17 protein-coding genes are annotated in these 21,747 nt (G+C 56.2%); 7 read left to right on the forward strand and 10 right to left on the reverse strand.

The genetic code is table 11. From position 1 onward, the window contains the following. The first annotated feature begins 72 nt into the window (after positions 1 to 72). The 4 genes from cadC to dtpD all read left to right on the forward strand — a co-directional run bounded on the left by cadC (position 73) and on the right by dtpD (position 7,027). Positions 73 to 1,578 carry a lysine decarboxylation/transport transcriptional activator CadC gene (gene cadC, locus AB2B48_RS12215; RefSeq protein WP_368301877.1) on the forward strand — a complete coding sequence of 502 codons (1,506 nt, stop codon included), beginning with the start codon at positions 73 to 75 and terminating at the stop codon, positions 1,576 to 1,578. 353 nt (positions 1,579 to 1,931) lie between these two features. Beyond that, a complete protein-coding gene (cadB, locus tag AB2B48_RS12220; protein WP_185668874.1) occupies positions 1,932 to 3,263 on the forward strand; it encodes a cadaverine/lysine antiporter in 1,332 nt (443 codons plus the stop codon). 88 nt (positions 3,264 to 3,351) lie between these two features. Beyond that, complete coding sequence (gene cadA, locus AB2B48_RS12225; RefSeq protein WP_185668936.1) at positions 3,352 to 5,496, forward strand: lysine decarboxylase CadA; 2,145 nt, start codon at positions 3,352 to 3,354, stop codon at positions 5,494 to 5,496. 67 nt (positions 5,497 to 5,563) lie between these two features. Then, a complete protein-coding gene (gene dtpD, locus AB2B48_RS12230; protein ID WP_368301878.1) occupies positions 5,564 to 7,027 on the forward strand; it encodes a dipeptide permease DtpD in 1,464 nt (487 codons plus the stop codon). 32 nt (positions 7,028 to 7,059) lie between these two features. Here the strand turns inward: dtpD and glnB are convergent, their stop codons facing one another. The 5 genes from glnB to purL form a co-directional block, all read right to left on the reverse strand. Beyond that, entirely contained in the window at positions 7,060 to 7,398 is a 339-nt protein-coding gene (gene glnB / locus AB2B48_RS12235; RefSeq protein ID WP_002914032.1) for a nitrogen regulatory protein P-II, read from the reverse strand. A gap of 68 nt (positions 7,399 to 7,466) precedes the next feature. Then, on the reverse strand, positions 7,467 to 8,804 hold the full coding sequence (gene glrR, locus AB2B48_RS12240) for a two-component system response regulator GlrR (RefSeq protein WP_220438314.1): 1,338 nt from the start codon (positions 8,802 to 8,804) through the stop codon (positions 7,467 to 7,469). Then, positions 8,797 to 9,510 (reverse strand): two-component system QseEF-associated lipoprotein QseG, encoded by a 714-nt coding sequence (gene qseG / locus AB2B48_RS12245; protein ID WP_185668871.1) that lies wholly within the window; start codon positions 9,508 to 9,510, stop codon positions 8,797 to 8,799. Before qseG ends, glrR begins: the two co-directional genes overlap by 8 nt. Further along, a complete protein-coding gene (locus AB2B48_RS12250) occupies positions 9,507 to 10,943 on the reverse strand; it encodes a sensor histidine kinase (protein ID WP_368301879.1) in 1,437 nt (478 codons plus the stop codon). The genes qseG and AB2B48_RS12250 overlap by 4 nt, the downstream gene beginning before the upstream one ends. Before the next feature lie 592 nt (positions 10,944 to 11,535). Further along, a complete protein-coding gene (gene purL, locus AB2B48_RS12255) occupies positions 11,536 to 15,423 on the reverse strand; it encodes a phosphoribosylformylglycinamidine synthase (RefSeq protein WP_368301880.1) in 3,888 nt (1,295 codons plus the stop codon). A gap of 245 nt (positions 15,424 to 15,668) precedes the next feature. On the opposite strand from purL, the gene mltF reads away from it, so the two are divergent. Then, on the forward strand, positions 15,669 to 17,207 hold the full coding sequence (gene mltF / locus AB2B48_RS12260) for a membrane-bound lytic murein transglycosylase MltF (RefSeq protein WP_368301881.1): 1,539 nt from the start codon (positions 15,669 to 15,671) through the stop codon (positions 17,205 to 17,207). Here mltF and tadA read toward each other — a convergent pair. Then, positions 17,204 to 17,704 (reverse strand): tRNA adenosine(34) deaminase TadA, encoded by a 501-nt coding sequence (gene tadA / locus AB2B48_RS12265; RefSeq protein ID WP_368301882.1) that lies wholly within the window; start codon positions 17,702 to 17,704, stop codon positions 17,204 to 17,206. The two genes, mltF and tadA, sit on opposite strands and share 4 nt — an antisense overlap. Positions 17,705 to 17,769: 65 nt before the next feature. Further along, the gene (yfhb, locus tag AB2B48_RS12270) at positions 17,770 to 18,405 is read right to left on the reverse strand and encodes a phosphatidylglycerophosphatase C (protein WP_368301883.1); all 636 of its coding nucleotides are present in this window, start codon (positions 18,403 to 18,405) and stop codon (positions 17,770 to 17,772) included. A 216-nt stretch (positions 18,406 to 18,621) separates the two neighbouring features. On the opposite strand from yfhb, the gene AB2B48_RS12275 reads away from it, so the two are divergent. Both AB2B48_RS12275 and AB2B48_RS12280 read left to right on the forward strand, forming a co-directional pair. Further along, positions 18,622 to 19,470 (forward strand): MurR/RpiR family transcriptional regulator, encoded by an 849-nt coding sequence (locus AB2B48_RS12275; RefSeq protein ID WP_368301884.1) that lies wholly within the window; start codon positions 18,622 to 18,624, stop codon positions 19,468 to 19,470. Positions 19,471 to 19,563: 93 nt separating this feature from the next. Then, positions 19,564 to 19,824, forward strand: a complete 261-nt coding sequence (locus AB2B48_RS12280) for a YfhL family 4Fe-4S dicluster ferredoxin (RefSeq protein ID WP_220438321.1) — start codon at positions 19,564 to 19,566, stop codon at positions 19,822 to 19,824. Here the strand turns inward: AB2B48_RS12280 and acpS are convergent. From acpS to recO, 3 genes are all read right to left on the reverse strand, one after another. Next, positions 19,821 to 20,201 (reverse strand): holo-ACP synthase, encoded by a 381-nt coding sequence (acpS, locus tag AB2B48_RS12285; RefSeq protein WP_220438323.1) that lies wholly within the window; start codon positions 20,199 to 20,201, stop codon positions 19,821 to 19,823. The two genes, AB2B48_RS12280 and acpS, sit on opposite strands and share 4 nt — an antisense overlap. Continuing rightward, positions 20,201 to 20,932, reverse strand: coding sequence for a pyridoxine 5'-phosphate synthase (pdxJ, locus tag AB2B48_RS12290; RefSeq protein ID WP_368301885.1), 732 nt, complete (start codon positions 20,930 to 20,932; stop codon positions 20,201 to 20,203). Before pdxJ ends, acpS begins: the two co-directional genes overlap by 1 nt. Before the next feature lie 98 nt (positions 20,933 to 21,030). Next, on the reverse strand, positions 21,031 to 21,738 hold the full coding sequence (gene recO, locus AB2B48_RS12295; RefSeq protein WP_185670086.1) for a DNA repair protein RecO: 708 nt from the start codon (positions 21,736 to 21,738) through the stop codon (positions 21,031 to 21,033). Positions 21,739 to 21,747: the final 9 nt, after the last annotated feature.

Genomic DNA, 21,747 nt, shown 5'->3' on the forward strand with positions numbered 1-21,747 from the left:
CAAAAAATAGGATAGTGAGCTGTGTTATCATTACTCACTTATCTATTTCTTTTCCTTTGGTGATTCATTTTTATGCAACAACCGTTTGTGCGCGTTGGGGAATGGCTCGTCACGCCTTCAGTGAATCAAATAAGCCGCCCTGGACGCCAGCTCACTCTGGAACCTCGATTAATCGATCTGCTGATGTATTTTGCCCACCACCCAGGGGAAGTGCTCAGCCGCGACGAGCTTATTGATAACATCTGGATGCGGAATATTGTGACCAGCCATGTGGTCACGCAAAGTATTTCTGAACTGCGTAAATCGCTGCGCGACGGTGGTGATAGTCACGCCGAATACATTATTACCGTGCCCAAACGCGGCTACCAGCTTACGGCCCCGGTCACCTGGCTTAGCGAATCTGAAATAGGCGATGAAGCCGATGAGATAAAGCCTACCACCGCCCTTAATAGCACGCCGGTCACGCCCGCGCGTGTCGCCGCTGTAGAGCCCAAACCACGCCGCTGGTTCGCCAACTTCTGGACCCAATGCGCCTTTTTACTCTCGCTTGGCGTGCTGATTGCCATGGTCCTGTTGAGCGTGGTGCGCCCGCATCCGCAGGTCACGCGTGCACATCTGCTGCTGAACCCGCGCGATATTGACGTTCGCTTTGAACCGGGATCCTCCTGTAATAACTGGGCCTCGCAGCAGTCTTATGCCATCGGCCTCGGCACGCTGATTACCACCTCGCTGAACACCTATTCCACCTTTATGGTTCACGACAAAACCAACTATAACGTCAATGAACCGAGCAGCTCCGGGAAGACGCTGACCATCAGCTTTGTGAATCAGCGCCACTACCGCGCCCAGCAGTGCTTTATGTCGGTGCTGCTTATCGACAACGCCGACGGCTCAACCATGCTCGATAAGCGCTATTTTGTCACTGATAGCAACCTGGTCTCTATCCAGGGCGATCTGTTCGATAGCCTCTCCAGCGCACTGGCCCAGCCGTGGCCAGAGGGGATGCAAAAGGAACTGACCCGGCTGAAGCTGCCGGAAACGCAGTCACTGGCGCAGTTTTACCAGGCACTGCAGCTGGTTTCTGTCGGCGATGCGCCGTCGTTAAATAAGGCCAGCACGCTACTGACAAACATTACTAAATCCTCACCTCATTTTGCCTATGCCTATGCGCAAAAGGCGATGGTGGATGTTTTACGCCAGTCGCAGCAGCCTTTTGATAACCAGCAACTGGCCGCGCTGAATGAAGAATTAACGCGCGTAGAACAAATGCCGGATATTCAGAACAGCGCCATACTGTATCGAATTAAAGCTATCGACTATTTAAGCCACGGTAGTATCGATAACGCCTTCGAGGCGGTGAATAAAAGCATTGAAATTGAGATGTCATGGCTTAACTACGTGCTGCTGGGTAAAGTTTACGAAATGAAAGGCGAGAGTCGTCTGGCGGCTGATGCCTATATTACGGCCTTTAATTTACGTCCGGGTGAGAACACGCTGTACTGGATTCAAAACGGTGTATTCCAGACCTCGATTGAAAAAATAGTCCCGTATTTGCAGTCTTTTTTAGCTAAAGAGTAATCGTTAGCCTAATAACCCGATTATCATGGTTAAATAATCGCCCTCAAAATGTAATATTGATGTTGTCGCAAGGTGTTATTTGTTACTTTGTGACAACATCAACCCTCTTAAAATACCACCACCTAACCAATTGTAATTAGTCACTATTTATCTTTTCCTGATATAAAGTTTTTATCCTGACGTGTTACGTTAAAAAGGTAAAGACCTCATTTTTTCTATGTTTGTTTTTACTTCACCTTTACTTTAGGACTTCTCTTAGCCTGCTCAGTAATAATTGCCGTCAGTTGGTCGGGTCATTCGTCATTTCTCATCTCGCGATCCGGTCCTAAAAATACTGTTCAGGAGAAACGAACATGAGTTCTGCCAAAAAGATCGGGCTATTTGCCTGTACCGGCGTTGTTGCCGGGAATATGATGGGGAGCGGTATCGCATTATTACCCGCGAACCTCGCCAGCATCGGTGGTATTGCCATTTGGGGCTGGGTTATTTCTATTATTGGTGCCATGTCACTGGCTTACGTTTACGCTCGACTGGCAACCAAGAACCCACAGCAGGGTGGCCCCATTGCGTACGCTGGTGAATTATCTCCCGCTTTCGGCTTCCAGACCGGCGTCCTTTATTACCATGCCAACTGGATCGGTAACCTGGCCATCGGTATTACCGCCGTCTCTTATTTATCCACCTACTTCCCGGTATTAAACGACCCGATTCCTGCCGGTATCGCGTGTATCGCCATCGTGTGGCTGTTCACCTTTATCAACATGCTGGGCGGTACCTGGGTGAGCCGTCTGACCACTATCGGCCTGTTCCTGGTGCTGATCCCGGTTGTACTGACCGCCGTGGTGGGCTGGCACTGGTTTGACATGGCGACCTACCACGCCAACTGGAACACCTCTACCACGACCGATCCACACGCGGTGATTAAAAGTATTCTGCTGTGCCTGTGGGCGTTCGTCGGCGTGGAATCTGCCGCAGTGAGCACCGGCATGGTGAAAAACCCGAAACGTACCGTACCCATGGCAACCATGCTCGGTACCGCGCTGGCCGGTATCGTTTATATCGCTGCCACTCAGGTTATCTCCGGGATGTATCCCGCTTCCGTGATGGCCTCTTCCGGTGCGCCGTTTGCCGTCAGCGCCTCAACCATTCTGGGTAGCTGGGCCGCACCGCTGGTTTCCGCCTTCACCGCCTTTGCGTGCCTGACTTCTCTGGGCTCCTGGATGATGCTGGTAGGTCAGGCGGGTGTGCGTGCCGCCAACGACGGTAACTTCCCGAAAGTGTATGGCGAACTCGATAAAAACGGCATTCCTAAAAAAGGTCTGCTGTTAGCTGGCCTGAAAATGACCGGTCTGATGATCATCATCACCGTGATGAACTCCAACGGCGGTAAAGCTTCTGACCTGTTCGGTGAACTGACCGGTATCGCCGTGCTGCTGACCATGCTGCCTTACTTCTACTCCTGCGTTGACCTGATTCGCTTCGAAGGCATCAACGTTCGTAACTTCGTCAGCCTTATCTGCTCCGTGCTGGGCTGTGCGTTCTGCTTCATCGCGTTGATGGGTGCAAGCTCCTTCGAACTGTCCGGTACCTTCATCGTCAGCCTCGTTATCCTGATGTTCTACGGTCGCAAAATGCACCAGCGTCAGCATAACGACGACGAAAACAACACGGCTCAAGCGCTGTAATCATCCCCTAATTTCTCTAAAGGCTCCTCCTTCACCTGCCACATCGTGGCGGGAGGGGCCTTCTTTATCCGGAAACATGACTATGACTATGAACGTTATTGCTATCATGAACCACATGGGCGTCTATTTTAAAGAAGAGCCTATTCGTGAGCTTCACCGCGCGCTGGAAGGCCTGAACTTCCGCATCGTTTACCCGAATGACCGTGAAGACCTGCTGAAGCTGATTGAAAATAATGCCAATCTCTGCGGCGTGATCTTTGACTGGGATAAGTACAACCTTGAGCTGTGCGAAGAGATCAGCGCGCTGAACGAGTACATGCCGGTTTACGCTTTTGCCAACAGCTACTCCACGCTGGACGTCAGCCTGAATGACCTGCGCATGCAGGTTCGCTTCTTCGAATACGCCCTGGGCGCTGCGGCTGACATTGCGGCGAAAATCCGCCAGAGCACCGACGAATACATCGACGCCATTCTGCCACCGCTGACCAAAGCGCTGTTCAAATACGTGCGTGAAGGCAAATACACCTTCTGTACTCCAGGCCACATGGGCGGCACCGCCTTCCAGAAAAGTCCGGTCGGCAGCATTTTCCATGATTTCTTCGGCCCTAACGCCATGAAGTCAGACATCTCCATCTCCGTTTCCGAGCTGGGCTCTCTGCTGGACCACTCCGGCCCGCACAAAGAAGCTGAAGAGTATATCGCCCGCGTCTTTAACGCCGAGCGCAGCTACATGGTGACCAACGGTACCTCTACGGCGAACAAAATCGTTGGCATGTATTCCGCACCGGCGGGCAGCACCGTGCTTATCGACCGTAACTGCCATAAATCACTGACGCATCTGATGATGATGAGCAATATTACGCCGATCTACTTCCGCCCAACCCGTAACGCTTACGGTATTCTCGGCGGTATTCCGCAGAGCGAATTCCAGCGCGCGACCATTGAAAAGCGCGTGAAAGCCACGCCTAACGCCACCTGGCCGGTGCATGCGGTGATCACCAACTCCACCTATGATGGTCTGCTGTACAACACCGACTACATCAAGAAGACGCTGGATGTGAAATCCATCCACTTCGACTCTGCCTGGGTGCCTTACACCAACTTCTCGCCAATCTATGCGGGTAAATGTGGGATGAGCGGCGACCGCGTTGAAGGCAAAGTGATTTATGAAACCCAGTCCACGCACAAACTGCTGGCGGCGTTCTCTCAGGCATCAATGATCCACGTGAAGGGCGACATCAACGAAGAGACCTTCAACGAAGCCTACATGATGCACACCACCACCTCTCCGCACTACGGCATCGTCGCCTCCACTGAAACCGCCGCGGCGATGATGAAAGGCAATGCCGGTAAGCGTCTGATTAACGGCTCTATCGAGCGGGCAATCAAGTTCCGTAAAGAGATCAAACGACTGAAAGGCGAATCCGAAGGCTGGTTCTTTGACGTCTGGCAGCCGGAGCACATCGACGGCCCTGACTGCTGGCCGCTGCGTTCTGACAGCGCATGGCACGGTTTCAAAAATATCGACAACGAACATATGTACCTCGACCCGATCAAAGTCACCATCCTGACTCCGGGCATGAAAAAAGACGGTACCATGGACGACTTCGGTATTCCGGCGAGCCTGGTTGCCAAATACCTCGACGAGCGCGGCATTATTGTTGAGAAAACCGGTCCTTATAACCTGCTGTTCCTTTTCAGCATCGGTATTGATAAAACCAAAGCGCTGAGCCTGCTGCGCGCGCTGACCGAGTTCAAACGCGCCTTTGACCTGAACCTGCGGGTGAAAAATATTCTGCCTTCGTTGTACCAGGAAGCGCCTGAATTCTATGAAAACATGCGTATTCAGGAGCTGGCGCAGAGCATCCATAAATTGGTTGAGCACCACAACCTGCCGGACCTGATGTTCCGCGCGTTTGAAGTGCTGCCAGCTATGGAAATCACCCCGTACGAAGCGTTCCAGAAAGAGCTGCACGGCGAAACGGAAGAGGTCTATCTGGATGATGTGGTTGGTCGCATCAACGCCAACATGATCCTGCCGTACCCTCCTGGTGTGCCGCTGGTTATGCCGGGCGAGATGATCACCGAAGAGAGCCGTCCGGTGCTGGAGTTCCTGCAGATGCTGTGTGAAATCGGCGCGCATTACCCAGGCTTCGAAACCGACATCCACGGCGCCTACCGTCAGGCGGATGGTCGCTACACGGTTAAAGTGCTGAAAGACGCTAAAAAATAATTAAAACAACAGAGGGAAGCGGCTTGTCGCTTCCCTTTTTCGTGCATCCACACAGCAAGGAATCGACATGAAAACACCCTCACAACCGCGCGCGATCTACTACATCGTGGCGATTCAAATCTGGGAATATTTCAGCTTCTATGGCATGCGTGCCCTGCTCATCCTTTACCTTACCCACCAGCTTGGTTTCAACGACAGCCACGCTATCGACCTGTTCAGCGCCTACGCGTCGCTGGTCTATGTCACCCCTATTCTGGGCGGCTGGCTCGCCGACCGCTTGCTCGGTAACCGAACCGCCGTCATATCCGGCGCACTGCTGATGACGCTTGGGCATATCGTGCTCGGCGTGGAATCGGATTCCACGTGGAGCCTGTACCTCGCATTGGGGATTATCATCTGCGGCTACGGCCTGTTTAAATCCAATATCAGCTGTCTGTTGGGCGAGATGTACGCCCCTGATGACAATCGTCGCGACGGCGGTTTTTCGCTGCTGTACGCGGCGGGTAACATCGGCTCCATCGCAGCGCCTATCGCCTGCGGGCTGGCGGCGCAGTGGTACGGCTGGCACGTTGGCTTCGCGCTGGCGGGCATCGGCATGTTCATTGGCCTGATCGTCTTCTTAAGCGGCCATCGCCATTTCCGCCATACGCAAGGGGTGAACAAACCGGCGCTGCGGGCGGTGAAGTTTGTCCTGCCGACCTGGGGCTGGCTGGCGCTGACGCTGTGCGTCGCGCCACTGTTCTTCACCCTGCTGCTGCAAAACGACTGGTCAGGCTATCTGCTGGCGATCGTCTGCGCCGCCGCCGCCGTTATCGTGGCGCGCATTATGCTGCGCTTCCCGGCGCAGCGCCGCGCCCTATGGCAAATCATTTTGCTGATGCTGACCGGCACGCTGTTCTGGGTACTGGCTCAACAGGGCGGCAGCTCTATCAGCCTGTTTATTGATCACTTCGTGAACCGTCGCTGGCTGAACATTGAAGTGCCAACCGCCCTCTTCCAGTCAGTTAACGCGATTGCCGTGATGACGGCAGGCGTGGTGCTGGCCTGGCTGGCGCGTCCGGAAAGCAGCGTTAGCTCTGCTCTGCGGGTATGGCTGAAGTTCGCATTCGGGCTGGTGCTGATGGGTGCAGGCTTTATGCTACTGGCGCTGAACGCACGCGGCGCACAGCTGCACGGTCAGGCTTCGATGGGCATGATGATCGCCGGGCTGGCGCTGATGGGCTTCGCCGAGCTGTTTATTGACCCGGTGGCGATGGCGCAGATTACCCGTTTGAATCTGCCTGGAGTGACCGGCGTATTGACCGGTATCTACATGCTGGCAACGGGCTCGGTCGCTAACTGGCTGGCAGGCGTGGTAGCGCAGAAAACCACCGAATCACAAATTAGCGATACGGCTATCGATGCCTATAGGCACTTTTTCTCGCAAATGGGGGAATGGACGCTGGGCGTGGTGGCGCTGATTGTGGTGCTGGTCGCGTTGAAACGTCTGCTGGGCTCGTCCAGCGTAACGCTGGCACAGGCCGACGAGTAATGAAAAGGCGGCCGATGGCCGCCTTTTACTGATTAGATTGCTGCGTCGTCTTCTTCGCCGGTACGGATACGAATCACGCGCGCCACGTCGAAGACAAAGATTTTGCCGTCGCCGATTTTACCGGTCTGCGCGGTACGGATAATGGTATCCACACAGGTATCGACGATATCGTCGGTCACCACGATCTCAATTTTCACCTTCGGCAGAAAGTCCACCATGTACTCCGCACCGCGGTACAGTTCGGTGTGGCCTTTCTGACGGCCAAAGCCTTTCACTTCCGTTACCGTCATCCCGGTGATGCCAACTTCCGCCAGCGCCTCACGTACGTCATCCAGTTTGAAGGGTTTAATAATCGCATCAATCTTTTTCATGGTGTTCCTGTCGTTTTTATCGCGTAACCGGTTGCTCACCGTATCATAAATCAGACGTATTTCGGGTGCTACTCTTTAAAATCGTTCGCATCCAGTTCATGGCGGGAGAGCAATTTGTAGAACTCGGTGCGGTTGCGCCCGGCCATACGCGCAGCATGGGTGACGTTGCCTTTGGTGATTTGCAGCAGCTTGCGCAGGTAGTTGAGCTCAAACTGATTGCGTGCTTCCACGAAGGTCGGCAGCGCAGTGTTCTCACCTTCCAGCGCCTGCTCAACCAGCGCATCGCTGATGACCGGCGATGAGGTCAGCGCCACGCACTGCTCAATCACGTTAACCAACTGGCGCACGTTACCCGGCCAGTTAGCCGCCATCAAGCGCTTCATGGCGTCGGTGGAAAAGGCGCGCACGAACGGCTTATGCCGATCCGCCGACTGACGCAGCAGGTAGTTTGCCAGCAGCGGAATATCCTCGGTGCGTTCGGCAAGCGTTGGGATCTTGAGGTTCACCACGTTCAGGCGGTAGAAGAGATCTTCACGAAACTCGCCGCGGGCCATCGCTTTCGGTAGATCCCGGTGGGTCGCCGAGATGATACGCACATTGATGTCGAGATCGCGGTTGCTGCCAAGCGGGCGCACTTTGCGCTCCTGCAACACACGCAGCAGTTTCACCTGCAGCGGTGTGGGCATATCGCCTATTTCATCAAGAAACAGCGTACCGCCTTCCGCCGCCTGGAACAGCCCTTCCCGGTGGCTGACCGCGCCGGTAAACGCACCGCGCGCGTGGCCGAACAGTTCAGATTCCAGCAGTTGCTCCGGCAGCGCCCCGCAGTTAATGGCTACAAACGGCTTCGCGTGGCGCGGGCTGGCATTGTGAATGGCCTGCGCCAGGATCTCTTTCCCGGTGCCGCTCTGGCCGTTAATCAGCACGCTGACGTCCGACTGTGCCACCATCTGCGCCTGTTCCAGCAGACGCAGCATCAATGGGCTGCGGGTGACAATCGCTTCCCGCCACCGTTCATCGTTAGCCGGTGACGTGCGCTCCAGCGCTTCGTCGATGGCTTTATACAGCGCGTCTTTATCCACTGGTTTGGTTAAGAAGCTGAACACGCCCTGCTGAGTCGCCGAGACCGCTTCCGGGATAGAGCCGTGGGCGGTCAGAATAATCACCGGCATCCCCGGCTGCACTTTCTGAATTTCGCTGAACAGCTGCAGGCCGTCCATCTCATCCATGCGCAGGTCGCTAATCACCAGGTCGATACGCTCTTTCGCCAGCACGCGGAGGCCCTGCGGGCCGCTTTCTGCCGTAACGACCCGATAGCCTTCGCTGGTCAGACGCATCCCGAGAAGCTTCAACAGGCCGGGGTCGTCATCCACCAGCAGCAGATGCGCAGGTTTACGGTTAGTCATGCTTATCCTCATCAGATGCCGCGCCGTGAGACATATCGGCGCCCGGTTTGCGGGTAGAGAGTTGGCGTTCGATATCCGTCAGGTTTTGCAACTTGCGGGTGGTTAAGTCCAGCTCACCCTGTAGTTGTTGCTGCTGCAGGCGCAGCGCGTCCAGTTGGCCGTCGCTGGCCTCCTGCAGTTTGCTGTAACGTTGACGCTCTTCGGACAACGACAGCTGCAATACCTGCCCATCGCGCCAGAGTTGGTACAGCGGGCGAATGCGGACCGGAATTTGCGGGCTGAGGGTATCAATCGCTGTGACCACCTGCCGACGCTCGGTCGGGGTGATTTTGGCATTAGCCAGCAGGATGCCGCGCTTAAACGCGCCCTGCCAGGTATCCGCCGTCAGCGGGCTGGCTTCCGCGCGTGCGCGAGCTGCAGACAGACGATTGGCGCAGTCCACGCTGCGCAGCCAGTAAAGGGGATTGTTCTCTGCGGTATCGCCATCCAGTGACCAGATATCGTCGCAGTTAGTCGACAGATAATCCGCTACCTGCTGGCGCGGTTCGCTGCCTTCAGCGCTGCTGCCGAGACTGTGCGGCGTCAGTGCGCTATTACATCCGGAGAGCATCAGGCAGGTGAGCCCAAATAGCCCGCCGCACCACCGCCGTGGTATCCGACTCGTCCGTGCTAAGAATTGGGGCATAGTGACTCGATTTCGATTCATGTGGTTGTTTTTTCCAGCCCTGGTACCGGGAGTTCGATGCGAAAACAGACGTTGCCGTCCTGGGTGTCGAGAAGCTGTAGTTCGCCGTGCATTTTCCGAACGGAGTCGCGTGCAAGGCTCAATCCCAGGCCGCTTCCCTTCACCGCACCTTTGCGCTGATGGCTCCCCTGAAAGAAAGGCTCGAAAATCATTAATTTTTCGCTATCCGGGATCGGCGTTCCGGTATTGATAACGTCTATGGCTATCCGCGAACCGTCCCGATGGCTGCGGAGATAAATGTTACCGGATTCAGTGCCATAGTGCACCGCATTCGAGTAGAGATTATCCAGCGCATTCAGCAGAAGAGTCGGTTCCGCCAGGCAAGCCGGTGCCTGCAGGTCGACCAGCGTGTGCATCAGTTTAGCCCTTGCCGGCAAACTGTGCGCAGAAACCACCAGCTCTACTAGCGGTGCCAGCGCGACGTACTCCATGCGCACGGCGGTTTCACTGAGTTTACGGTTGTAGTCCAGCAGCTGTTCAATCAGGGTTTGTAGATTGCGGCTACTGCTGTCGAGAATATCCACCACCTCTTTTTGCTCCGCCGTCAGCGACCCCACCACCTGGTCGGCTAACAGTTCGGTACCCTCACGCATGCTGGCGAGCGGCGTTTTCAGTTCATGGGAAAGATGGCGCAGGAATTGGTGACGCTGCGACTCCAGCCAGGAAAGCCGGTCGCTAAGCCAGATAATTCGCTGCCCGACGGAGCGCAGCTCGCGGGGGCCACGGAACATCACCTCACCGTCCAGCGTCTGCCCTTCGCCCAGCCGGTTAATCATGCTCTCGATGCCCTTCACCGGGCCGATAATCATACGGGTAAACAGCAGCACCATCGCCAGGCTGACCAGGAATAGCACCAATGCCTGCCAGCCAAAGAACTGGCCGCGTTCGGCAATCGCCTGCTGGAGCTGCTGCCCACGGGAGAAGACCACGGTACGGGTAGCTTGTACCAGCTCACCGTTAGCGGTGGAGAAGGCTTCAAGCTTCGCCACTGCCTGCTTTTCCGGGCCGCTGTTGGTGCACTGTAGAGCCGTCAGGTCGTGGAGATTCTGCCGCAGCCGCTGGTAAAGCGTGTCGTCCGGCAGCACGCCCGCGTGCGCCTCCAGCATATCGCTGTAGCGCTTACGTTGGCTCTGGTAAACCTTCGCCAGCGTCGGGTCATCCAACACGCAGTACTGGCGGTAGCTGCGCTCCATATCCAGCGCAACGTTCGCCATCGCTTCGCTACGTCGGGCATCCATCAGCGTGGTGCGGTTGGTCTGTTCGGCCTGCGCGCTGAGCATGTTGAGGCTCTGCCATGCCTGCCAGGCAAGCACCAGCAGCGGCAGCAGAATCAGCAGGAAAGCCAGCGTCACCAGTTGGCGAAGCGATCGTGGAGAGAGCGAGGGGCGTTTCAAAAGAGGTATCTCAGTAAATCAACGTACTGGAATGCTAACTGAGGATATCGATGAGGGAAAGGCCAGAAACAACAAAGCCGGGCAGAAGCCCGGCTTTGTTATGGAATAAGGCGGTGCCTAACTCAACGTTTCGCCCGATGGTTGATAAAGCTACGCTATTATCAGTTGCTGGACGGCAGGCACCTTGTTGTGCGTCATTCGAAGTTTATGTAGCACGTCCCGAAGGGGCTGACATAAGAAGGTGAATGAGCCACTGGTTAATATTATGCATGATGCGTGCCATAATACAAAACGATAAATTAACACAATGATAAATATAGAAAATATATTAAACAGGTCAGAAGAGTGGTGAAGGCCGCTTTTGGGCATTGTGTCGCTAATTAGCAACACCTATTGGTGCATAATAAAAATATCTTATAAATCATTAAATTAAATGTCTCCATTTAGCGACAGCGCAATACCACCAATGTCGGGGTTTCCCGACACACCTTCGCCGTACCGAATGTAGCCCAGCCGAGCAACGCGGCATTGGGGATGTGCAGAAACAAAAAAGCCCCTCACAAAGAGGGGCTTGATGCATTAAGCGTCTAACTTAACCAAGCTGCTTACGCGCATTGCGGAAAATACGCATCCACGGGCTGTCCTCGCCCCAGTTTTCCGGGTGCCAGGAGTTGGAAACCGTACGGAACACACGCTCCGGGTGCGGCATCATAATGGTGACGCGACCGCTTTCGTTGGTTACCGCGGTGATCCCATTAGGAGAACCGTTCGGGTTCGCCGGATAGGCTTCGGTGACTTTACCGAAGTTATCCACGAAGCGCAGCGCCACCAGCCCTTTGCTTTCCAGCTGAGCCAGATGCGCACCGTCGCGAACTTCCACATGACCTTCACCGTGAGAGACGGCGATTGGCATACGTGAACCTTCCATACCGGCAAGCAACAGCGATGGGCTGCTGGCGACTTCGACCAGGCTGAAGCGCGCTTCAAAACGGTCGGAGTGGTTACGCACAAAGCGCGGCCACAGGTCGCTGCCTGGGATCAGTTCATGCAGGTTAGACATCATCTGGCAGCCGTTACAGACGCCCAGTGCCAGGGTCTGTGGACGGTGGAAGAAGGTCGCAAACTCATCGCGAACGCGGTTGTTGAACAGAATGGATTTCGCCCAGCCTTCACCCGCGCCCAGCACGTCACCGTAGGAGAACCCGCCGCAGGCCACCAGCGCCTGGAAGTCCGCCAGACCGGTGCGCCCTGCCAGCAGGTCGCTCATGTGCACGTCGATGGCATCAAAGCCCGCACGGTGGAAGGCCGCCGCCATCTCAACGTGGGAGTTCACGCCCTGCTCGCGCAGTACCGCTACTTTCGGGCGCGCACCGGTAGAGATGTAAGGTGCTGCGACGTCGGCGGCGATATCAAAGGTGAGCTTCACATTGAGGCCCGGGTCGTTATCGTTGGCTTTCGCGTCGTGTTCCTGATCGGCACACTCTGGGTTATCGCGCAGGCGCTGCATCTGCCAGGTGGTTTCTGCCCACCACATACGCAGCGTAGTGCGGCTTTCACTGAATACCGGCTGGCCGTTGGCGGTCAGGGTGAAACGGTCACCTTCAACGGCTTTACCGAGGGAGTGCACGCAATCAGCCAGGCCGTTGGCCGCCAGAATCGCCTCTACCGCTTCACGGTCTGCAGCACGAATCTGAATCACCGCGCCCAACTCTTCGTTGAATAGCGCCGCCAGACGATCGTCGCCGAGGGTTGCCACGTCAGCTTCCACGCCGCAGTGACCGGCAAAGGCCATTTCAGCCAGGGTAACCAGCAGGCCACCGTCGGAACGGTCGTGATAGGCCAGCAGCTTACGCTGTGCAACCAGTGCCTGAATCGCCTCGTAGAAGCCTTTCAGCTGTTCCACGTCACGGACGTCGGCTGGCTTATCGCCCAATTGACGGTAAACCTGCGCCAGTGCGGTGGCGCCCAGCGCGTTATGACCCTTACCGAGGTCAATCAGCAGCAGAGCGTTATCTTCGGTTACCAGCTGCGGCGTGATGGTGTGGCGCACGTCTTCAACGCGAGCAAAGGCGGAAATCACCAGCGACAGCGGCGAGGTCATCTCGCGCTGCTCGTTGCCTTCCTGCCAGCGGGTTTTCATCGACATGGAGTCTTTACCCACCGGAATAGTCAGGCCCAGCTGCGGGCACATCTCTTCGCCGATCGCTTTCACCGCTTCGTACAGACCAGCATCTTCGCCAGGGTGACCTGCAGCTGACATCCAGTTTGCCGAGAGCTTAATGTGTTTGATGTTACCAATCTGGGTTGCGGCAATGTTGGTCAGTGCTTCGCCTACTGCCAGACGGGCGGAGGCAGCAAAGTCCAGCAGCGCAACCGGCGCTCGTTCGCCGATAGACATCGCTTCGCCGTAGTAGCTGTCGAGGCTAGCGGTGGTCACCGCGCAGTTCGCTACCGGGATCTGCCATGGGCCAACCATCTGGTCGCGCGCGACCATACCGGTCACCGTACGGTCACCGATGGTCACGAGGAAGGTTTTCTCCGCCACGGTTGGCAGATGCAGTACACGGTTCACCGCGTCGGCCAGCGTGATGTGTTCACGGGCAAGCGCTTCACCTTTCGCTTTCAGCGTCTGCACGTCACGAGTCATCTTCGGCGTTTTGCCAAGCAGCACGTCCAGCGGCATGTCGATTGGCTGGTTGTCGAAGTGGCTGTCACTCAAGGTCAGATGCTTCTCTTCGGTGGCTTCGCCGATCACCGCGTACGGCGCACGTTCACGTTTGCACAGTTCGTCGAACAGCGGCAGCTGATCGGCGGCGACCGCCAGTACGTAGCGTTCCTGAGATTCGTTACACCAGATTTCCAGCGGGCTCATGCCCGGCTCATCGCTGAGGATGTCGCGCAGCTGGAATTTACCACCGCGCCCACCGTCGCTGACCAGTTCCGGCATGGCGTTAGACAGACCGCCCGCGCCCACGTCGTGGATAAACAGAATCGGGTTGGCATCGCCCAGCTGCCAGCAGCGGTCGATAACTTCCTGGCAGCGACGTTCCATTTCCGGGTTGTCGCGCTGTACGGAAGCGAAGTCGAGATCAGCATCGGACTGACCGGAAGCCATTGAAGAGGCAGCACCACCGCCCAGGCCAATGTTCATCGCCGGGCCGCCGAGGACGATCAGCTTCGCCCCTACCACGATCTCACCTTTCTGTACGTGATCGGCTCGGATGTTGCCGATCCCGCCTGCCAGCATGATCGGTTTGTGGTAACCGCGCAGCTCTTCGCCGTTGTGGCTGTTCACTTTTTCTTCGTAAGTACGGAAGTAGCCGGTCAGCGCCGGACGTCCAAATTCGTTGTTGAACGCCGCGCCGCCCAGCGGGCCATCGGTCATGATGTCCAGTGCGGTAACGATACGATCCGGCTTACCGAAATCTTCTTCCCACGGCTGTTCAAAGCCAGGAATACGCAGGTTAGACACGGAGAAGCCCACCAGCCCCGCTTTTGGTTTGGCACCGCGACCGGTTGCCCCTTCGTCGCGGATTTCACCGCCGGAGCCGGTTGCAGCGCCCGGCCATGGAGAAATTGCCGTCGGGTGGTTATGGGTTTCCACCTTCATCAGGATATGCGCAGGCTCCTGATGGAAATCGTAACGACCGGTTTTATGGTCGGCGAAGTAACGGCCCACTTCAGAGCCTTCCATCACCGCGGCGTTGTCTTTATAGGCAGACAGCACGTGATCCGGCGTGGTTTCGAAGGTGTTTTTGATCATCTTAAACAGCGACTTCGGCTGCTGTTTACCGTCGATAATCCAATCGGCGTTAAAAATCTTGTGACGGCAGTGCTCAGAGTTCGCTTGCGCGAACATGTAGAGCTCGATGTCGTTCGGGTTGCGGCCCAATTTAGTGAACGCATCCTGCAGGTAGTCAATTTCGTCGTCCGCCAGCGCCAGGCCAAGACGGATGTTGGCGTCGATCAGCGCCTGACGGCCCTGCCCCAGCAGATCCACGCTGGCAACCGGTGCCGGTTGATGATGGGCAAACAGTTTTTCGGCATCCTGCAGCGAGTCAAATACGCTCTCCATCATGCGGTCGTGCAGTTCGGCCGCCACGGCGCTTAGCTGTTCGGCGGTCAGGCTAGCGGCATCAACGTAGTACGCTACGCCGCGCTCAAGGCGCAGAACCTGCGAGAGGCCGCAGTTGTGGGCGATGTCGGTAGCTTTTGAAGACCAGGGGGAGATGGTGCCAGGGCGAGGGGTGACGAGCAGCAGTTTACCGGTAGGGTTATGGCTATTGAGGCTTGGACCATACTGCAACAGTCGCTCAAGTCGGGCTCGCTCTTCTTTATTAAGCGGCGCGTCCAGGTCGGCAAAATGGACATACTCGGCGTAAATGTTGCTTACCGGGAGGTTGGCTGCCTGAAACCGCGTCAGCAGTTTGTTAATACGAAATGCAGACAGTGCAGGCGAACCACGCAGAATTTCCATCATAAGTCTCTCGTCTTCTCAGCTTTCAGTGTGCGCAATGGGGGAGAACGGGCGCTATTATAGAGAATCCTGCGCCCCGACGAAACCGTTTGCGTCGAAATAAACACATCTCTTTTCTTTATCAATAGATGTGACACATATCTCGAATAAGTTGCCAACTGGCGCAATGTTAAGCAAAATGCCGCTCATTCTGTAACAAGGCTTTAGATTATCTGGAACAACTTCTAACAGCGCAGTGAATTAACCATTTGAAAAAACTAAAGATTAATTACCTGCTTATCGGCTTTGTGACGTTGCTGCTCGCAGCGGCGCTCTGGCCCTCTCTTCCCTGGTTTGGAAAACCAGAGAATCGCATCGCCGCTATCAAAGAGCGGGGGGAACTGCGCATCAGTACCGTGCAATCTCCGCTGACCTACACCGTCGTCAATAATAAGGACTACGGGCTCGATTATGAGCTCGCCCAGCAGTTCGCCGACTATCTGGGCGTAAAGCTGAAAGTGACGGTGCGACAGAACATCAGCCAGCTGTTTGACGATCTCGATAACGGCAGCGCCGACATGCTGGCCGCCGGTCTGGTCTATAACAGCGAGCGCGTAAAAAGCTACCAGGCGGGGCCGACTTACTATTCGGTATCACAACAGTTGGTGTATCGCGTTGGTAATACGCGTCCACGCAGCCTCAGCAGCGTCTCCGCAGACCAGCTCACCATTGCCCCAGGCCAGGTGGTCATCAGCGATCTGCAAAACCTGCAGGCAAACAAATACCCGGACCTCGGCTGGACCGTCGATGAGAAACGCAGCTCCGCCGACCTGATGCAGGCGGTGATCGACGGCAAGCTTGATTACACCATCGCCGATTCGGTGGCGATTGGTCTGTTTCAGCGCGTACACCCGGAGCTGGCGGTTGCCCTCGACGTGACCGACGAACAGCCGGTAACCTGGTTTAGCCTGCAGGACGACGACAATACGCTTTCCGCTGCAATGCTTGATTTCTTCGACAACATTAATGAAGACGGCACCCTTGCCCGCCTTGAAGAGAAGTATCTCGGCCACGGTGACGACTTCGACTATGTTGATACTCGCACCTTCCTGCGCGCGGTAGATAGCGTGCTGCCTGACCTGCAGCCGCTGTTTGAGAAGTACGCCAGCGAAATCGACTGGAAGCTGCTGGCGGCTATCTCTTATCAGGAGTCCCACTGGGATCCGCTTGCCACCTCGCCAACCGGGGTGCGTGGCCTGATGATGCTGACCAAAAACACCGCCCAGAGCCTGGGATTGAGCGACCGTACCGATGCCGAGCAGAGCATCAGCGGCGGGATGCGCTACCTGCAGGATATGATGAGTAAGGTACCGGACAGCGTGCCGCAAGAGGAGCGAATCTGGTTTGCGCTGGCGGCCTATAACATGGGCTACGCCCATATGCTGGATGCCCGCGCCCTCACCGCTAAACAGAAGGGTAACCCGGACAGCTGGGCCGACGTGAAGCAGCGACTGCCGTTACTCAGCCAGAAACAGTGGTACAGCAAACTCACCTACGGCTATGCCCGCGGGCATGAAGCCTATGCCTACGTCGAAAATATCCGTAAGTATCAGATAAGCCTGGTGGGGTATTTGCAGGAAAAAGAGAAAAAAGCAGAGGAAGAGATGGCGATAGCGCAAGCCTATCCTACCGTTTCGCCAAATGAGCTACAGCATAGTGAAAATGATACGGGGATATTTTCATTCCTGCGTCGAGGCGATCGCGATAACAGCGATACGCCGCTGCTGCGCTTCACCTCGAAAAACTAGCAGCCCTTTTCTGCCTGCCTTAACGCTTTTTTCTGCTGCCGCCGTTCGCGGAAGAAATCACTGAGCATCCCCGCGCACGTCTCAGCCAATACACCTTCGGTGATCTCAACGCGGTGGTTCATTCCTGGATGATGTAGCACGTCAATCAGCGACCCCGCCGCACCGGTTTTGGCATCACGAGCGCCGAAGACCAGATTGCCGATACGACTATGCACCATCGCCCCCGCGCACATCACGCAAGGCTCCAGGGTCACATACAGCGTGGTATCTATCAGCCGGTAGTTTTGCAGCACCAGGCCGCCCTGACGCAGCGCCATGATCTCCGCGTGCGCGGTGGGATCGTGACGGCCAATCGGACGATTCCAGCCCTCGCCTATCACCTGATTATTGTGAACCAGTACGGCGCCTACCGGCACTTCGCCTTCATCCCAGGCTCGGCGGGCAAGTACAAGCGCGTGGCGCATCCAGTATTCGTGGTTCAGTTCAGTGTCGGACAACGTGGGGACTCCAGATGATAAAACGCCGCGCATTATACACAATATCCATCAAAGCGCAGCGCCGACTATTCCAGTTGTTCCAGTTCGCCGCGCGCGGTGACCCGCCAGCGATGCTCACAAAAAAAGAGGAGCGGGTTATCCTGCTTGCTGTCGCTATAGCCGCTGTACAAGCGTAGCGGCGCGCCGAGGCGCTGTTCAAGCTGGGCCACTTTTTCATGGCCCAGGCAGCGAACTGACAGCACTCGCCCGCCAAACCCCCGCTGCATCTGGCTGCCAATCAAGTTGACGTGCTGCATCCAGGGTGCATCGGCATAGGCGCGTTCCACCAGCGTCTGCGGCGACCCGGTGATAAGCCAGACATCGGCATCCTGATGCTGGAGATAGCTATCCAACCGCTGCTGCACGGTGGGAAATGGCGTGACGGTTGCACGAAACCAGAGGATGAAGCTCGCTTCCAGCGCCTTTAGCGTTGCCTCGCGTCGGCCAAAGGTGCTTCCCCACAGCAGCACGCTTACCGGCCAGCGTGCCGCGCGCCCCTTCACCAGCATCGCCGCGCCAACGATCGGCAGCAGGGGCAAAACCAGTAAGGCGTTAAGCGGCAATCGGCGTAACAGATAGCGTAAAAAAGCACCAAAGAGATCCTGCTGATGCAGCGTACCGTCGAGGTCGAAAAACACCACGCGGCGACAGTGACTGACCAAATGCGGCTCCCGTTATCGTTAATCCATACAGTGACCAGACTACCAGATAGCCCCTCAGGTTTCGCCTGATAGCGATACCCCCCGAGAATTGCTGCTATTTTACAATCACATAGCACATTTAATTCGATATATTCCGTTATAATAGAATACAAAATTCTTGCAAACGAGCAGAATGGTGGCCTGGCACATCGTGGTCATTGTGCCCGTGAGGTTATTATGAATTGTTTACTGAGTATTCGTCAGCGTTATCCGCAGCTGGCGCAAAGCGACAGAAAGCTGGCTGATTTCATTCTGGCACAGCCGGATTTAGCCCGCCATTTAAGCTCCCAGCAGCTCGCCAGCCAGGCGGGTGTGAGCCAATCCAGCGTGGTGAAGTTCGCCCAGAAGCTTGGCTTTAAAGGCTTCCCGGCGCTTAAACTGGCGCTGAGTGATGCACTCGCCAGCAACGTCAACCCGCACTCCGTCCCGGTACATAACCAGATTTGCGGCGACGACCCGCTTCGCCTGGTCGGCGAAAAGCTGATTAAAGATAACGTCGCGGCGATGCATGCCTCGCTCGACGTGAACACCGAAGACAAGCTGCTGGAGACGGTCAACATGCTGCGCGGCGCGCGTCGTATCGTGCTGACAGGCATCGGCGCATCAGGTTTGGTTGCCCGTAACTTTAGCTGGAAGCTGATGAAAATCGGCCTGAACGCCGTTTCCGAGCAGGACATGCACGCCCTGTTGGCTACCGTGCAGGCGATGACCCAGGATGATGTGATGCTGGCGATTTCTTACTCCGGGGCGCGCCGGGAGATTAATCTCGCTGCCGATGAGATGTTGCGCGTAGGCGGTAAAGTGGTGGCGATCACCGGCTTTTCCCCCAATGCCCTTCAGCAGCGGGCGACGCACTGCCTGTACACCATTGCCGAAGAGCAGGCGACGCGCAGCGCGGCTATCTCTTCAACCAGCGCGCAGATGATGCTGACGGATCTGTTGTTTATGGGGCTGGTGCAGCAGGATCTGGAAAACGCACCGGAACGCATTCGTCATAGCGAAGCGCTGGTGAAAAAGCTGGTTTGATCGGCGGTGCTATTACCACAGAAAAGGTATGGCCTGGCGGTAAAATGAGCGTATAATGCGCGCCCTGTTTATTTCGTTTCTGAGAATGTCCTGATGGCGCTGTTAATCACCAAAAAATGTATCAACTGCGATATGTGCGAGCCGGAATGCCCGAACGAGGCGATTTCGATGGGTGATAGCATCTACGAGATCAACAGCGATCGCTGCACCGAGTGCATTGGCCATTACGACACGCCAACCTGTCAGAAAGTGTGCCCGATCCCGAATACCATTCTTAAGGATCCGGCACATTCAGAGAGCGAAGAGCAGCTGTGGGATAAATTCGTCCAGATGCATCACGCGGACAAAATCTAGCTTTCGATAATCACCGTTGCACAGGCGTAGTGGCGTTCATCGGCGAGCGTCACATGCATATGTGCCACGCCCATTCTCTCCGCTAACCGCTTCGCTTCACCCCAGAGTCTCAGCTTCGGTTTACCCAACTCATCGTTGTAGACTTCGAACTGGTTGAACGCCAGGCCGTTGCGAATGCCGGTGCCTAACGCTTTTGAAGCGGCCTCTTTCACCGCAAAGCGCTTGGCCAGAAAACGCACCGGCTGCTGGTGCGTCTCCCAGATAGCCCATTCGTTGTCGCTGAGCACGCGTCGCGCGAGACGATCGCCGCTACGGGCGATCACCCCTTCAATGCGGGCGATCTCGACGATGTCGGTCCCAAGCCCCAGAATCGCCATTACCCGCGCGCTTCCAGCATCAGACGTTTCATCTCGGCCACCGCCTCTTTCAGACCGGTCATTACCGCGCGGCCAATAATCGCGTGGCCAATATTCAGCTCATGCATTTCCGGCAGCGCCGCGATGGCTTTGACGTTGTGGTAGGTCAGACCGTGACCGGCATTCACCTTCAGCCCCAGGCTGGCGGCATAGGTTGCCGCTTTCGCGATGCGCTCAAGCTCTTTCGCCTGTTCAGCATCGGTAGTGGCATCAGCATAGCAGCCGGTGTGGATTTCGATATACGGCGCGCCAACGTCGGCTGCGGCCTTAATCTGCGCGTTATCAGCATCAATAAACAGCGACACCAGAATGCCCGCATCGGCCAGACGTTTGCAGGCATCACGCATTTTGTCGAGCTGGCCGGCGACGTCCAGACCGCCTTCGGTGGTCACTTCCTGGCGCTTTTCCGGTACCAGGCAGCAGAAATGCGGCTTGGTTTCGCAGGCGATGGTCAGCATCTCTTCGGTGACGGCCATCTCCAGGTTCATGCGAGTGTCCAGCGTCTGACGCAGAATGCGCACGTCGCGGTCGGTGATGTGGCGACGGTCTTCGCGTAAATGCACGGTGATGCCATCTGCACCGGCCTGTTCGGCGATAAATGCCGCCTGAACCGGATCGGGGTAAGCGGTGCCGCGCGCGTTACGCAGGGTGGCAATGTGGTCAATATTGACGCCTAACAGTAATTCAGCCATGACAATCCTCGTGTCTTTATTTTTAACTTTCGTTTCCCCTCACCCCGGCCCTCTCCCCTAAGTGGCGAGCAGGAAAAGCGGGATAAGTGCAATAGGAGTTACCGCTTTGGTACAAACTGGCGAAACAACTCGCGGCTCTTTAACGGCTTGCCACCAAGATACGGCTTCAGCGCCATGCGGGTAAAGCGTTTCGCGGCGCGCAGCGAATCCACATCAGGAAATTCCCGGTTTGCCAGCGCTTTCAGGTGGTGCCCAGTAAAGGTGTTGTTATCAATCACGACGCTTGCGATAAACCCTTTCTCTTCACGGTAGCGATAGGTCATGGTGTCATCCACCTCGTCGCCGCTACCCGCGCAGTGGAGAAAATCCACGCCGTAGCCAAGATGCCCCAGCAGCGCCAGCTCAAAGCGACGCAGCGCTGGCTCAGGGGAGCCCGTGGCACCGGCCAGCGCCTGAATGCAGTGCAGGTAATCGAAGAACAGTTCAGAGAAGCGGGTTTCGTGCTCGAGTACGCGAGAGAGCAACTCGTTAACGTACAGGCCGCTATAGAGCGTAATACCGCTTAAAGGGAGTGCCAGCGAGACAGCTTCCGCGCTGCGCAGCGTTTTGACTTCGCCACGCCCGCCAAAGCGAACTAATAAAGGGGTAAAGGGCTGAAGCGCACCTTTGAGGTTGGAGCGTTTGGAACGTGCGCCTTTAGCAACAAGGCGCACGCGACCCGACTCTTCCGTGAAGACGTCCAGTATTAAACTGGTTTCGCTCCAGGGACGACTATGCAGGACGAAAGCGCGCTGCCAGCCTTCCATCGGGGGTTA

It is taken from the genome of Kluyvera sichuanensis (assembly GCF_040930405.1).
GTDB classification, from domain to species: Bacteria; Pseudomonadota; Gammaproteobacteria; order Enterobacterales; family Enterobacteriaceae; genus Kluyvera; species Kluyvera sichuanensis.

Bases quoted from the DNA above. Each gene is read 5' to 3' on its own strand.
- AB2B48_RS12280 (WP_220438321.1), top strand. From the start codon at position 19,564: ATGGCGCTGTTAATCACCAAAAAATGTATCAACTGCGATATGTGCGAG.
- glrR (WP_220438314.1), bottom strand. From the start codon at position 8,804: ATGACTAACCGTAAACCTGCGCATCTGCTGCTGGTGGATGACGACCCC.
- acpS (WP_220438323.1), bottom strand. From the start codon at position 20,201: ATGGCGATTCTGGGGCTTGGGACCGACATCGTCGAGATCGCCCGCATT.
- glnB (WP_002914032.1), bottom strand. From the start codon at position 7,398: ATGAAAAAGATTGATGCGATTATTAAACCCTTCAAACTGGATGACGTA.
- cadC (WP_368301877.1), top strand. From the start codon at position 73: ATGCAACAACCGTTTGTGCGCGTTGGGGAATGGCTCGTCACGCCTTCA.
- qseG (WP_185668871.1), bottom strand. From the start codon at position 9,510: ATGAATCGAAATCGAGTCACTATGCCCCAATTCTTAGCACGGACGAGT.
- dtpD (WP_368301878.1), top strand. From the start codon at position 5,564: ATGAAAACACCCTCACAACCGCGCGCGATCTACTACATCGTGGCGATT.
- recO (WP_185670086.1), bottom strand. From the start codon at position 21,738: ATGGAAGGCTGGCAGCGCGCTTTCGTCCTGCATAGTCGTCCCTGGAGC.
- pdxJ (WP_368301885.1), bottom strand. From the start codon at position 20,932: ATGGCTGAATTACTGTTAGGCGTCAATATTGACCACATTGCCACCCTG.
- cadB (WP_185668874.1), top strand. From the start codon at position 1,932: ATGAGTTCTGCCAAAAAGATCGGGCTATTTGCCTGTACCGGCGTTGTT.
- purL (WP_368301880.1), bottom strand. From the start codon at position 15,423: ATGATGGAAATTCTGCGTGGTTCGCCTGCACTGTCTGCATTTCGTATT.
- cadA (WP_185668936.1), top strand. From the start codon at position 3,352: ATGAACGTTATTGCTATCATGAACCACATGGGCGTCTATTTTAAAGAA.
- AB2B48_RS12275 (WP_368301884.1), top strand. From the start codon at position 18,622: ATGAATTGTTTACTGAGTATTCGTCAGCGTTATCCGCAGCTGGCGCAA.